Source organism: Pseudarthrobacter sp. C4D7 (genome assembly GCF_013359725.1).
Taxonomy (GTDB): Bacteria; Actinomycetota; Actinomycetes; order Actinomycetales; family Micrococcaceae; genus Arthrobacter.
The window spans coordinates 17,122-30,024 of the sequence record NZ_JABFMW010000019.1 but is presented as its reverse complement, the minus strand read 5'-3'; the positions used below and the strand labels follow the sequence as shown (position 1 = coordinate 30,024).

Below are 12,903 nucleotides of genomic sequence, written 5' to 3'. Positions count from 1 at the left end.
AAACCAGACCTCACCGCCCGCGACGCGGACGGCAACCTCTGGACCTACCCCGGCCTGGGCAACGGACAATTCGGCTGGCGCATCAACGTCGGGCCCGGCTGGAACGTCATGACCGCCATCAGCTAGGCGCCGCTCCGTCGCCTAACCAGACGGAGTCCCCGCGCAGGACGACGTCGCTGCCGCCGTCCACGTACACAATCTGCCCGCACAGGTGGGTGTTTTCGGCGCTGTTGAGCCACGCCAGCAGGCGGGCCACCACGATGGGTTCGGCGATGCCGTTCAGCGGCATCGGAACCATTGTGAGCAGGGACTCCCGCTCCTGTTCGGTGTCGATCAAGTCGGCGGTCATGGGCGTGGCGATGATGCCGGGTGCCACGGCGTTCAGGGGAATCCCGGCTCCGGCCCACTCTGCGGTGGAGGCCTGGCGGCGGACCCACCGGGAGAGGGCCAGTTTGGTGGACGCATAGATCAGTTGGCCGGTGGTGGCAGGTTCTTTGGCCATGACCTGCGCCTTCTCCATGGCTGCATGTTCGTCTCCGGCGGTCAGCAGCGCCACCAGTTCATCATCACTGCCCATGAGGGCCGCCATGGAGGACACCAGCACGGCACGCGGGGCTTCCGATCCGGCCAGCAACGGCCGCAGCCCCTCCACCGTGGCGACAGTGCCGAAGAAGTTCACGGCCACCGTGGCGGGGGCCGGCACAGCGAGTCCGGCCACAGCGTAGATCGCGTCGATCCTGCCACCGCTGGCTTCCCGCACCGCGTCCACCAGACCGGTGCGGCCCTGGGCGGTGGAGAGGTCGGCCACCACATCGGCATCGTGGAGGTCCACCCCGATCACCCGTTCGCCCCGCTGTTCGAGCAGTTCCTTGGTTGCCTTGCCGATGCCGGAGGCGGCGCCGGTGATGACGGAGGTGCGGGGCATGGTGCCTTCTTTCCCTGGGCTTGATGGGGTCGGCCCCCACTTTCCCCTGCGGCGCCCCGCGGGGGCCAGAGTCCAAAGGCCCGTCCCCTGCCGCGCCGGGGAATGCGGAGATCAACAAGGCTTGTCACACAGTTAACCGGCCATTCATATCCTCCTCGAAACCTGTACAACAGCTGGAAATAGCGTGGGAGCCATGGACAACATCTCCCGCAGAACCCTGATCTCTGCCGGCCTCGGCGCCGGGCTGGTCGCCGCTTTGCCGAGTGCCGCCGTCGCGGTTTCCACCGCTGACGACGCCGGCCTCCGCACCGATCCCTTCATGCTGGGCATCGCCTCCGGCGAGCCGTGGCCGGACGGCTTCGTGCTGTGGACGCGCCTGGCGCTCAACCCCGTGGCGGAGGACGGGCTGGGCGGCATGCCCTCCCGCCCGGTGGCCGTCCAGTGGGAGGTGGCCGAGGACCAGGGCATGCGCAAGGTGGTGGCCCGCGGGGTGGAGCAGGCCCGTCCTGAGTCCGCCCACTCCGTGCATGTGGAACTGCGCGGCCTGAAGGCGGGCCGTGAGTACTTCTACCGGTTCCGCGCCGGCAGGCACCTGAGCCCGGTTGGCCGCACCCTCACCAGCCCGGCGCTGCACGAGACGCCCGCCGCGCTGGCCATGGCTTTCGCCAGCTGCGCCCAGTACGAGCACGGCTACTTCACCGCCTACCGCCGCCTGGCCGAGGACCACCCGGACCTGGTGCTGCACCTGGGCGACTACCTTTACGAGTACAAGAAGGACAGCTACGTGATCGGCGGCGGCAACCCGCGCGACCACGAGGGCCCGGAGACCGTCACGCTGGAGACGTACCGGCAGAGGCACGCCCAGTACAAGGCCGACGCCGACCTGCAGGCCGCGCACGCAATCGCACCGTGGGCAGTGGTGTGGGATGACCACGAGGTGGACAACAACTGGGCGGACGACGTCCCGGAGAACACCGACGCCGGCCAGCTCAACGACAGCACCGAGCACTTCCGGGAGCGCCGCGCCGCCGCGTTCCAGGCGTACTACGAGAACATGCCGCTGCGCCCGTCGTCGCTCCCGTCCGGGCCGGACATGAAGATCTACCGGAAGATCCAGTGGGGCCAGCTGGCCAACTTCCACATGATGGATACGCGGCAGTACCGGGACGACCAGCTGGCCGGTGACGGCTGGAAGAAGAACGTCACCGAACGCCTGGCGGAGGACCGGACCATCACCGGTGCCGACCAGGAGAAGTGGCTGCTGGACGGATTCCGTAACTCCACGCAGCGGTGGGACATCCTGGGCCAGCAGGTCTTCTTCGCCGAGCGCGACCGGAACAAGGCGCCGGAGATCGACGACGTGTCCATGGACGGCTGGGACGGGTACGCGGCCTCCCGCCGCCGCATCACCCAGGGCTGGGTGGACGCGAACGTCCGCAACGCCGTCGTGCTGACCGGCGACGTGCACCGCAACTGGGCCAACGACGTCAAGGTGGACTACAAGGATCCCGTCTCCCCCGTGGTGGGCTCGGAGCTGGTGTGCACCTCCATCACGTCCACCGGCGACGGCACCGGCTCCACCACGGACGCCACCATGGCCTGGAACCCGCACCTGAAGTTCTACAACGACAACCGCGGCTACGTGACCACGCGCATCACCAGGGACGCCATGACCGCGGACTTCCGGGTGCTGGACCACGTCACGACGCCGAGCGCCCCGGTGTCCACCAAGGCCTCCTTCGAGATCCGCGACGGCGTGCCCGGGCTGCAGGCGCGCGGCTGACCTTGGGGCGGGACGCGTTTGCGTGACTTTTGGGCCCCCGGGTCGACTGGCACCCCGATTCTGCATGGGTTCCTGATCCGGTTCCGGGCATAAGTTACGCAAACGCGTCGAGCGGGGCCTCGGCAACGGCGGGTTCGGCACGTTTGCCCAACCGGCGGGCGATGGCCGCGCACACGATCAGCTGCATGGCGTGGTAGATGATGACCGGCAGGATCACCACACCGGCAAGTGGCCCCTGGAACAGGATGGCCGAGAGCGGCAGCCCGCTGGCCAGGCTCTTCTGCGAACCGCAGAAGAAGACTGCGGTGGCATCAGCACGTTGGAAGCCTAATCTGCGTGCCGTCAAGTATGTCGCGGAGAGCATCAGCGCTAACAGGGTTACACAAATCCCCGCCGTCACGGCCAGCTGAGCGGGCGGAATCTGCTGCCACAGACCGCCGGCCACGGCAGCGCCGAAAGCTCCATACACCACCAGGAGAATGGCGGTGCGGTCTACCACTTTCAGCGTTTTCGCCCGGCGGACAGTCCACGGCGCCAGCGGTTTATGAAGCAACTGCCCCGCCACAAACGGCGCAATGATCTGCAGCGCTATCTTGAACACCGCGTCCGCGTGCAGGCCCCCGAAAGAACCCAGAACCAGGGCAGCCAGAAGGGGCGTGGCTACCACTCCCAGGAGGTTGGAGATCGAGGCGGCGCACACGGCCAACGCAGTATTTCCCCCGGCGATGCCGGTGAACGTGGTGGCGGTCTGGACCGCCGTAGGCAGCATGGTCAGAAACAGCAGTCCTGCGACCAGCTCGCGCGAAAGAAACCAGGAAGAACCGGCAGCCACACCGAGTCCCAGCAGCGGGAAGACGGCAAAGGAAAAAGCGACAATAACCAGGTGCGGCCGCCAGGCCTTCGCTCCTTGGAGCGCAGCCGCCGGCGGGAGCCTCAATCCGCTGATGAAGAATTGCAGTCCCACGGCGATACCCGCAGCAGCGGAGAGCACAGGGCCCGCCCAGCCACGCGGCGGCCACAGCGCGGCTGCTGCAAGGGTGGCCAGAAGCAGCAGCACAAAGGAATCAACCCATTCGAAACGTCGGCGGACCGAACCGGAACGCGCCCGTATTTTTCCCATCGAACAGTCATCCTTAAGTCGGCAGCAAGAATAAGAATACTGTAGACATTTTTACGACAACACTTCCCGTGTAAACCCTGTGTAAACTCCACCAGGTGGGGCGGGGCGACTAAGTGTAGACAGTAGTCTTGAAGCATGATTCAGCAAGAGAGCCTCGTTGCACTGGCCGCCCGGGAGATCCGAAAGCTCATTGTCAGTGGCGAACTGGTGCCTGGCGACAAGCTGAACGAACCTCCCCTCGCCGAAAAGCTGGGCATTTCCCGGCCTCCGCTCCGCGAGGCATTGCGGACCCTTGAGAGCGAAGGCCTGCTCGAGCAGTCGCCGAGGCGCGGTTACCGCGTAGTGTCCATGACTGATACCGACATTGACGAGATCTACTCACTCCGGCGCGCGCTGGAGATGTTCGCCCTGGACCGTCTCCTGGCCCGGAAAGACCCTGCCGCATACGCCCCGCTCGACCCAATCATGAAGGCCATGCGGGCAGCAGCAAGGCGCGGCGACCGACCCGCAGTGGTCCAGGCCAACGTCGACTTCCATACCGCATTGGTCGACGCCGCCGGACATCGCAGGCTCAGCGACACCTATCGCTCCCTCATGGTGCAGATGCAGGTTTCCATGGCGGCCAATGTGCTCAACGAGGAACGGTCCAAGGGCGACCTGACCAAGGGGTGCGACAGGCACGCCGAACTGTTGGAGTGCCTCCGCTCCGGAGACGCGGACCGGATCCGGCGCGAATTCGAGGAGCACGGTGAGCGCGACTACCTCGCCCGGCAGGGCTCGGCGGCCAAGAAGGCGGCAGGCGAATGATCGGCTCACTGCTTGCACAACTGAACTCCGGATTCCCGGACGCCACGGCCATCTCCGATGCCGTCCGCACCGGCAGAACATCCGCCGTGGCCGTCCTGGCCGAAGCCCGCGCTCGTGCCTCCTCCGGGCAGGGCCAGGACCTCAACGCTTTCATCAGCGAGGACTGGGACAATGCCGAACTGGCCGCTGCAGCTCTCGATGCCCGCCGCGCCGCGGGCGGGACGCTGGGCGCGCTGGCCGGGATCCCCTTCAGCGTTAAAGACGTGATTGCAGTGGCAGGACTTCCGGTCACGGCTGCCAGCAAGGCGTTCGCCACCACCAGGGCAAACACCACCGCTCCCTCGGTCCAGCGGCTCCTGGACGCTGACGCCATCCTGGTGGGCAAGACCAACTGCCCCGAATTCGCCTTCGGCATGACCTGCGAGAGCCCTCTGCTGGGCAAGACGGAAAATCCGCGCTATCCCGAAGCCACCCCCGGCGGATCCAGCGGCGGCGAGGCCGCCTCGGTCGCAGCAGGCATCTCCGCGCTGGGCGTAGGAACGGACTTCGGCGGGTCACTGAGGTGGCCCGCGCAGTGCGTGGGAATCGCAGCCCTGCGGCCCGGAATCGGCACGCTTCCCGGCGAGGGGCAGGTACCGGGCCTTGGTGGCAACTTCGGGGACAACGGCGTACTCCCGGCTGTGAGCCCCGGCATGCAGGGATCTTTCCAGACGGTTGGCCCGCTGGCCCGCTCCGTCCGTGACCTCCGGGCGGCGTACACCGTGATGGCCGGTGCACCTGGGGAGCCCCCGGTCCCGATGCAGCAGCCCCTCCGGGTTTTGTGGAGCGATGGCCGCGTGTTCGGCCCGGTCCGCGCAGAGGTCACCGAGGTCATGGCACGGCTGGCCGCCGCCATTGCCGCGGCGGGCCACTTGGCCTTGGAGCAGCCGGACCTCTTTGCCGACTGCCTGCCCACCTACAACCGGCTGCGCGAATTGGACCCCATGGTGGATCACGCCGCCGCGGTCGCCGGCAGAGAGGACGCCATTAGCGTCGCCAACCTGCAGACCATCGAGAATTCGCTGGCAGCATCGCCCGGAGAAACCGCCCGGGCACGCGTGGCTGCGGAGGCGGCCCGCTCCGCCGCGATCAAGCAGCTAAAGTCCGCGGACATCGCCCTCCTTCCCGTCGCGGGCGGCCCCGCCGCCAGGGTGGACGGCACGCTGGAGGTGGACGGCGAGCAGCTGCAGGGATGGGAAATCATGGGCCCGTGCCGGGCGGTAACGCTCACGGGGTGCCCCGTGGTGTCGCTTCCGGTGGGGCTTTCCACTGAGGGCCTTCCCCTGTCGGTGCAGGTGGTCGCCCCTCCAGGCGGCGAACTAAACGCTCTCGCGTTCGCCGAGCTCCTCGAGCAACTGGCGGCAGACCCCGGCTAAAGCCGGCGCCCGCCCATGCACATCCTGCGGGCCACCCTGAACAGATTGTCTACAGAATTCACAATTAACGTTCCGGAAACGAAGCAGGCGATTTCCGGACACACGGAACCCATAGCGTCATCCGTGTCAGCACATCACTGGCACATGGATCACCGAAAGTGGGAAGCCCGCATGTTTTCACGCACCAGCAAAGCCGCCGTAGTAGCCGCCCTGGCAGCGCTAACCCTCGCTGCCAGTGGCTGCGCAGCAACCAGCAACGCATCCGCAGAGTCCGCGCCAAAGGAAAAATTCACCATCGCCACGAGCGGCACCTTCCGGCCCATCACCTTCTCCGAAGCCGGCAAGCTCACAGGCTTCGACATTGAAGTGGGCACCCTGATTGCGGAGAAGCTCGGCATGGAACCGGAATTTGTGGAAGGCCAACTGACCGGGCTGCTCCCGGGCCTGAACAGCGGCAAGTTCGACGCCGTCATGTCCGGCTTAACCATGACGGATGCGCGTAAGCAGTCCATCACTTTCTCCACGCCCTACCTGGCGGACGGCGCAGTGGCGGTAGTGAAGAAGGACAACTCGAAGGTGGAGCAGCTCAGCAAGCTGGACGGCCTGGTAGTGGGAGCCATTGGCGGTTCCGGAACGGAAACGGACGTCAAGGGCATCGGCGGGTTTACCGAGCTGAAGGCCTACCCCGGCGCACCCGAAGGTTTCGCAGACGTAGCCGCCGGCAGGATCGAGGTCTTCGCAACCGGCAGAATCGCCGCAGAGAACTTCATGAAGAACTCCCCGCTTGCGTCTGAACTGAAAATCGTGGGCGACGTCTACGGCACCAAGCCCGCCGGCGTGGGACTTCCGAAAGACGATACCGAGATGAAGCCCAAGGTGGACAAGATCATCGAGGAACTCAAGGCCGACGGCACCCTCGAAAAACTGAACCAGAAGTGGTTCGGATTTACGGTCGAGATCCCCTCCGCCTGATCAACCATGAACACTTATGATCCCGGCTCTGTCGCAGCCGAATATTTCCCCATCTTCCTGGCTGGGGCGTTGACCACGCTGGGAATTGTTGCCGCAGCCATCGTCTGCGCCACCGTCCTTGGCTACGTCATCGCCACCCTGAGGCTATCGCGGGTCCGTGCCCTGCGAATCTTCGCAGCCGCCTACGTCTGGTTCTTCCGCGGCCTGCCGCTCATGCTCTCCCTGTTCTTCTTCTATTACACGAAGCCGTTCGGGCTGACCATGGACGCCTTCACGGCGGGGCTGATCGCCATGAGCCTCAACTCGGCGTCGTTCTTTTCCGAGATCATCAGGGCAGGGCTCAAATCGGTGAACGCGGGCCACCTGGAGGCGGCCGACTCTGTGGGCATGAACCCGCTGCAAAAGTTCGTCCGGGTCACGGCGCCGGAAGGCATCCGGCTCATGACTCCCCCGTACATCAACAACTGCATCATCATGTTGAAGGAGTCGGCACAGATCTCCGTAATCACCGTGCCGGACCTGATGCTGCAGGGCCAGAAGGCATACAACTCCACCTACAACGTCATGGAAACCTTGGGCGTTGTGGCGGCCATGTACCTGGTCATGACCAGCCTCCTGATGGTCCTGCAACTCGTCATCGAAAAGAAAATGGGCCGCAAGATGGGCACCACCAAGCAACTCCGTGAAGCTGTAGGGAGCATGGCATGATCGGCATCACCGGATTGACCAAGAGCTACAACTCGCGCCAAGTCCTGAAAGACGTGGACCTGCGGATCCTGCCCGGCGAGGTGGTGGCCATCATCGGCCCCAGCGGAGCAGGGAAAAGCACCCTGCTGCGGTGCATCAACATGCTGGAGGTGCCCGACGCCGGCCGGATCCACGTGGACGGCCGCCAGGTGTTCTACACACCCAACGGGCGGGGCAAGCTGGGCGTGCTGGACCAGTTCCGGCTGACCTGGCTCCGGCGGGAAATCGCCATGGTGTTCCAGCAGTTCAACCTCTGGCCGCACCGCACGGTCCTGGACAACCTCTTGGAGGGCCCGGTGATCGCCAAAGGGCAGAAACGGGCCGACGCCGTTCCGCGGGCCATGGAGAAGCTGCGGTCCGTTGGCCTGGAGGACAAGGCGGACGCCTACCCGGCGGACCTGTCCGGCGGGCAGCAGCAGCGGGTTGCCATCTGCCGGGCGCTGATGATGGACCCCAAGGCCATCCTTTTCGATGAGCCCACATCCGCCCTGGACCCGGAGCTGGTGAATGAGGTGCTGGACATCATGGCGAAACTGGCCAGGACCGGCATGACCATGGTGATCGTGACCCACGAGATGAAGTTCGCCCGCGAGGTCGCCGACCGCGTGATCTTCATGGAACACGGAGGCATTGTGGCGGAAGGGCCGCCGGACGAAGTGTTCCAGCACCCCCGCCTGCGCGTGTACGCCTCGCACCTGAGCCACTGAATGGCCAGGCACCCCCTGTTCCTGGCCGAGCCGGGTCCGGATCTGCGTCCGTCCCTGGCCTGCGCTCTTTTGCCAGGCGTCCGGATACCCGGGCAGCTGATCGGCATAGGCGAAAACTACTGGCCCTCGCCTGGGCCGGAAGCTCCCTTCTCCCCCGGGCCCGCCGGAGGCACAGCCCCGGACCGGCGGGCACCGGGACGCGTCCCCCTGGTCTTCGGCAAGTTCGCGGGCAGCCTGGCCACGGACGGTGCCCCGATCATCCTTGACCCGGCACTGGCCGGTCAGGTGGTCTGCGAAGGCGAGCTCGCCGTCGTCATCGGCAGTCTCCTCAAGAACGCGGGAAGCACCGAGACGGCGCTGCGGGCGGTGGCAGGAGTGACGGTTGCCAACGACGTGTCTGCCCGGGACCTCCAAGCCGCGGACGTACAGTCCACACGGGGAAAAAGCCTGGACACGTTGTGCCCTCTCGGGCCTGACTTGGTGACGCTGGACGAGATTCCGGACCTGCAGTCACTCGGCATTAGGACCACAGTGAATGACGAACCAGTCCAAGACTCGTCTACGGCCTATATGGTCTTCAGCGTGGCGGAACTCCTCATGTTCTGTTCCCGCTTCATGACCCTTTACCCCGGCGATGTGCTCCTCACCGGCACCCCGTGGGCAGCCGACGAGTCCATCCTGGAGCTCAGCCCGGGTGACACCGTCTCGGTGGAAATTGCGGGAGTGGGAACACTACGGAACCCTGTCATGTCCGCAGCGGCGGCCCTGGTGTGAGCGGCAGCGCGGGCCTGATCCTGGGCAGCTACGCGGCAGCGCCCGCCCTGGACGGATGGAATCCGGAGGCTGAGGCGGCATTCCTGCACGCCGCAGCCCGGCTGCCCGGTGTGTCCGGGCTTGAGGTTCCGTTCTACCCCACGGGCCAGTTGCATAAGTACGACGGCGACTGGTTTCTTGAGCAGGTACGGCAGCTCCCCGACCACCTGACGTTTGTGGTGACCACCGTTCCGGACACGATGTCCCGGCAGGATGGCTCAGCCGACTTCGGGCTGGCGTCCCTGACCTCGGCCGGGAGGCAGGCCGCCGTGGCGCGTGCCGCCGCTGCCTCGGAAGCGGTGCGGGCGCTTACCGCCGCACTGGGCCGCCGGGCGGTCCTTGCTGTGCATCTGTTCAGCGCGCCGCGCCCTGTCCTCCACGGTGTGCCTGCCGGCGCCGCGGGCCGCTGGCTGCCTCGCTGGAGCAGTTGGCGGGGTTCAGCTGGGACGGTGCACGGCCGGTGCTGGAGCATTGTGACGCGGCAATACATGACCAAACTCCGGTCAAGGGCTTCCTGACGCTGGAGGAGGAACTGCAGGCAGTCACCGCCTCCGGAACGGGAACGAGAGTAGCGGTCAACTGGGGGCGCTCAGCCATTGAAGTCCGCGACGGAGTTGCCGCCTTCCACCACATCCGGGCGTGCCTGGACTCGGAGTTGCTGGCCGGGGTTGTCCTGTCCGGATGCGCCCCGGTAGCCACCCGTTTCGGTGAAGCATGGGATGACTGCCACGTGCCGCCGGCACCCGTCGAGCCGGCATCGTTGCTGACTCCTGCATGGATCAGATCGGTGAGCGCCGCGCTGGAGCATGCGCCCGGTGGGCCAGACAAGGAGGTTTACCGCGGGCTGAAGGTGTCCGCGCCGCCGGGGTCCTCAGTGGCCCGGCGGGTAGGGCTGCTGTCTGGTTCGATCGATGTGGCTCGGGCCGCCGGTTTCTGACCACTCGGGATGTTGCCAGCCCGGGTTACCGCCCCGCCGCGACACCCCTGCGCTTCCCGCGTTGCCGGCTGCCCCGCAGCACGCCTGTGCGGGCCGCCTTCCACGCAAGACAGCTGTGTTCGCCCTGTGGCTGACGCGTTTGCGTGACTTACGGGCTGCTGGTTGATGCGGGCCCTGTATTTGCGGGGTTCACTGCTCGTCGTGAAGCCAAGAGTTGCGCAAATGCGTTGATGGCAGGCCTTGAAGAACCAGTAGCCCCAGGCAACAAAGACAGGTACCCAGTGTCCTTGTAGGGGTACCTAATGGAGCCTAGTGTTGGTCCCCTAGGGGTGCCCTCGTGGTCCCCTAGGGGGGTCGCGCTGGGCTGGGCCGGCGGGAACGACGTCAACGAAGAGCATCCGCCTACACGGCATCAGCGCCCAGGAGCCGGCCATGAAGATCGCAGTTCTCCCCGGTTGGCTGCGGCACGCGGTGGTCCTGGCCCTGATAGCGGCCGCCGCCCTGACGGGAGCCCCGCCGGCATCCGCCGATCCTGTCTACGGCACCCCCAGCATCGCCTATTCCGGCGTCGCCAATCCGCCCACCTCGGACAAACCGCAGAGCAAGCTGTGGTGGAATGACGGTTCCTGGTGGGCGGATATGTGGACCAGCGGCAGCGGCTGGGGCATCTACCGGCTGGACCGGCCCAGCGCCACCTGGGTGAACACGGGCGTGGTCAATGACACCCGCGGCAGCACCCTGGCGGACACCCTGTGGGACGGCAGCCACCTGTACATCGCGTCGCACGTGGTCACGGTCTCCACCGACGCCAAGCCGGTCGCGTCTGCCGCCGGGCAACCCGCCTACCTTTACCGGTACAGCTATGCCGCCGGGAAGTACACCCTGGATGCCGGCTTCCCCACGGTCATCGCCACCAACAGCAGCGAGTCGATGACCATCGATGAGGACAGCACCGGCGCCATCTGGGCCACGTGGACGCAGGTGGCGGGCAACAGCACCAGCGGATTCACCAACACGGTCTACGTCAACAACTCGGCGCCCGGCGGTTCCAGCTGGGCTGCGCCGTTCGTCCTCCCGGTCTCCAACCCGCACCCGGCACCGGATGACATCTCGGCCGTGGTGTCCTACAACAAGAACAAGATCGGCGTGATGTGGAGCGACCAGCTCACCGGCTCGGTGTGGTGGGCCTCGCGCACGGACGGGACCGCCCCCACCGCGTCGTCGTCCTGGAACTTCCAGCCGGCCATCCGGGGCCAGGGGCAGGCTGATGACCACCTGAACATCAAGTCGCTGCAGTCGGATACCGGCGGCCGGGTGTTCGCCGCGGTGAAGACCAGCCTGAATGACGTCTCCAGCGACCCCACGCTGCCGCAGCTGCTGCTGCTCGTCTTCAGGCCCGGCACGGGATCCTTCACGCAATCCACCATCTCCACCACCGGTGACTGCGTCAGCAGGCCGCAGATTGTCCTGGACACCCAAAACAACCTGGTCCATGCGTTCCAGACCGCCCCGCCCACGTCGGTCAGCGGCTGCGCGTACTCCGGGGTTGCCGGCAGCATCTACGAGAAGACGGCGTCCATGGACAACCCGGTCTTCGGCACCGGTCGCGGGACTCCCGTCATCCAGGGCGCATCGTCGTCCGCCATGAACAACGTGACCACCACCAAGCAGGGCGTGGACAGTTCCACCGGCATCGTGGTCCTGGCCAGCGACGACGTCGCCAAGCGCTACTGGTATTCGGACCGTCCGCTGGGCCCGGCAGTGACAGCGCCGGTGGCGTCCTTCTCAGCCTCCCCCACCTCAGGAACCGCGCCGCTGAACGTCGCCTTCACCGACACGTCCACCGGCTCGCCCACGTCCTGGGCCTGGGACTTTGGCGACGGCGGCACGTCCACCGCCCAGAATCCCACCCACAGCTACACGGCAGCCGGTACCTACACCGCAAAGCTGACCGCCACCAACAGCGGCAGCTCCAGCTCGGCGAGCACACCGATCACGGTCGGGGCGGCACCGGCGGCCACCGGCATCACCGCCGTCGGATCAGTCACCACCTACGCAGGAACAGCCGCCTCCGCCGTCTCCCTCAGCGCGCCCGCGGGCACCGCGGCCGGCGACGTCCTGGTCGCCTCCATCACGGCGGACCTGAACCCGGCCATGGCATCCGTCCCGGCGGGCTGGACTCCGCTGGTGAACGGCCTCGGCATCAACAGCTCCTCCACCTCCGGTGCCAGGGTCTTCGCCTACTACCACGTGGTGGGTGCCTCTGATCCTGCCAGCTACGCGTGGACCCTCAGCACCGCCGTGAAGTGGGGCGGCGGCATCACCGGCTACCGGGGCGTGAACACCACCGCGCCGCTTGACAGCCCGGTCGCGACGGCCGTGGACGCCACGTACACCGCCACCAGCATCACCGCCCCAAGCGTCACCGCCGCCACCAACGGCGCCATGCTGATCGGCGGCGTGGGGTGTGACTGTGCGTCACCGGTGGTGTCCTCGGCACCGAGCGGCTGGACCCAGCGGTGGCAGGCCGCCGGTGGCCAGATTGCCGAACTCGCGGACAAGGTCCAGGGCACGGCAGGGGCAGCCGGGGCGGCCGGGGCGGCCACCTGGACCCTGGGCGGGGCGCGTGCGGCGGCCGTCTGGCAGGCAGCCCTGAAGCCTGCGGGCTAAGCCGGTG

12 protein-coding genes are annotated in these 12,903 nt (G+C 66.6%); 10 read left to right on the top strand and 2 right to left on the bottom strand.

The annotated features are described in order from the left end of the window. Nucleotides 1–118 precede the first annotated feature (118 nt). The gene (locus HNO81_RS13680; RefSeq protein WP_175318655.1) at nucleotides 119–925 is read right to left on the bottom strand and encodes an SDR family oxidoreductase; all 807 of its coding nucleotides are present in this window, start codon (nucleotides 923–925) and stop codon (nucleotides 119–121) included. 193 nt (nucleotides 926–1,118) lie between these two features. On the opposite strand from HNO81_RS13680, the gene HNO81_RS13675 reads away from it, so the two are divergent. Continuing rightward, nucleotides 1,119–2,708 carry an alkaline phosphatase gene (locus HNO81_RS13675; protein WP_175318654.1) on the top strand — a complete coding sequence of 530 codons (1,590 nt, stop codon included), beginning with the start codon at nucleotides 1,119–1,121 and terminating at the stop codon, nucleotides 2,706–2,708. A gap of 94 nt (nucleotides 2,709–2,802) precedes the next feature. On the opposite strand, the gene HNO81_RS13670 is transcribed toward HNO81_RS13675, so the two are convergent. Further along, a complete protein-coding gene (locus tag HNO81_RS13670) occupies nucleotides 2,803–3,828 on the bottom strand; it encodes a bile acid:sodium symporter family protein (RefSeq protein WP_175318653.1) in 1,026 nt (341 codons plus the stop codon). Between the two features lie 135 nt (nucleotides 3,829–3,963). On the opposite strand from HNO81_RS13670, the gene HNO81_RS13665 reads away from it, so the two are divergent. From HNO81_RS13665 to HNO81_RS13625, 9 genes are all read left to right on the top strand, one after another. After that, nucleotides 3,964–4,635 (top strand): GntR family transcriptional regulator, encoded by a 672-nt coding sequence (locus HNO81_RS13665; protein ID WP_175318652.1) that lies wholly within the window; start codon nucleotides 3,964–3,966, stop codon nucleotides 4,633–4,635. Beyond that, a complete protein-coding gene (locus HNO81_RS13660; protein ID WP_175318651.1) occupies nucleotides 4,632–6,050 on the top strand; it encodes an amidase in 1,419 nt (472 codons plus the stop codon). Before HNO81_RS13665 ends, HNO81_RS13660 begins: the two co-directional genes overlap by 4 nt. Before the next feature lie 171 nt (nucleotides 6,051–6,221). After that, nucleotides 6,222–7,022 carry a transporter substrate-binding domain-containing protein gene (locus tag HNO81_RS13655; protein ID WP_175318650.1) on the top strand — a complete coding sequence of 267 codons (801 nt, stop codon included), beginning with the start codon at nucleotides 6,222–6,224 and terminating at the stop codon, nucleotides 7,020–7,022. Between the two features lie 6 nt (nucleotides 7,023–7,028). Next, nucleotides 7,029–7,730, top strand: a complete 702-nt coding sequence (locus HNO81_RS13650; RefSeq protein ID WP_175318649.1) for an amino acid ABC transporter permease — start codon at nucleotides 7,029–7,031, stop codon at nucleotides 7,728–7,730. Next, nucleotides 7,727–8,476, top strand: coding sequence for an amino acid ABC transporter ATP-binding protein (locus tag HNO81_RS13645; protein ID WP_175318648.1), 750 nt, complete (start codon nucleotides 7,727–7,729; stop codon nucleotides 8,474–8,476). Before HNO81_RS13650 ends, HNO81_RS13645 begins: the two co-directional genes overlap by 4 nt. Further along, entirely contained in the window at nucleotides 8,477–9,250 is a 774-nt protein-coding gene (locus HNO81_RS13640; RefSeq protein WP_175318647.1) for a fumarylacetoacetate hydrolase family protein, read from the top strand. Then, entirely contained in the window at nucleotides 9,247–9,807 is a 561-nt protein-coding gene (locus HNO81_RS13635) for a DUF4862 family protein (RefSeq protein ID WP_175318646.1), read from the top strand. Before HNO81_RS13640 ends, HNO81_RS13635 begins: the two co-directional genes overlap by 4 nt. Then, entirely contained in the window at nucleotides 9,717–10,226 is a 510-nt protein-coding gene (locus HNO81_RS20445; RefSeq protein WP_175318645.1) for a DUF4862 family protein, read from the top strand. Before HNO81_RS13635 ends, HNO81_RS20445 begins: the two co-directional genes overlap by 91 nt. A gap of 432 nt (nucleotides 10,227–10,658) precedes the next feature. Next, entirely contained in the window at nucleotides 10,659–12,896 is a 2,238-nt protein-coding gene (locus tag HNO81_RS13625; RefSeq protein ID WP_217509423.1) for a PKD domain-containing protein, read from the top strand. The last annotated feature ends 7 nt before the right edge of the window (nucleotides 12,897–12,903 follow it).

Bases quoted from the DNA above. Each gene is read 5' to 3' on its own strand.
- HNO81_RS13680 (WP_175318655.1), bottom strand. From the start codon at position 925: ATGCCCCGCACCTCCGTCATCACCGGCGCCGCCTCCGGCATCGGCAAG.
- HNO81_RS13675 (WP_175318654.1), top strand. From the start codon at position 1,119: ATGGACAACATCTCCCGCAGAACCCTGATCTCTGCCGGCCTCGGCGCC.
- HNO81_RS13670 (WP_175318653.1), bottom strand. From the start codon at position 3,828: ATGGGAAAAATACGGGCGCGTTCCGGTTCGGTCCGCCGACGTTTCGAA.
- HNO81_RS13665 (WP_175318652.1), top strand. From the start codon at position 3,964: ATGATTCAGCAAGAGAGCCTCGTTGCACTGGCCGCCCGGGAGATCCGA.
- HNO81_RS13660 (WP_175318651.1), top strand. From the start codon at position 4,632: ATGATCGGCTCACTGCTTGCACAACTGAACTCCGGATTCCCGGACGCC.
- HNO81_RS13655 (WP_175318650.1), top strand. From the start codon at position 6,222: ATGTTTTCACGCACCAGCAAAGCCGCCGTAGTAGCCGCCCTGGCAGCG.
- HNO81_RS13650 (WP_175318649.1), top strand. From the start codon at position 7,029: ATGAACACTTATGATCCCGGCTCTGTCGCAGCCGAATATTTCCCCATC.
- HNO81_RS13645 (WP_175318648.1), top strand. From the start codon at position 7,727: ATGATCGGCATCACCGGATTGACCAAGAGCTACAACTCGCGCCAAGTC.
- HNO81_RS13640 (WP_175318647.1), top strand. From the start codon at position 8,477: ATGGCCAGGCACCCCCTGTTCCTGGCCGAGCCGGGTCCGGATCTGCGT.
- HNO81_RS13625 (WP_217509423.1), top strand. From the start codon at position 10,659: ATGAAGATCGCAGTTCTCCCCGGTTGGCTGCGGCACGCGGTGGTCCTG.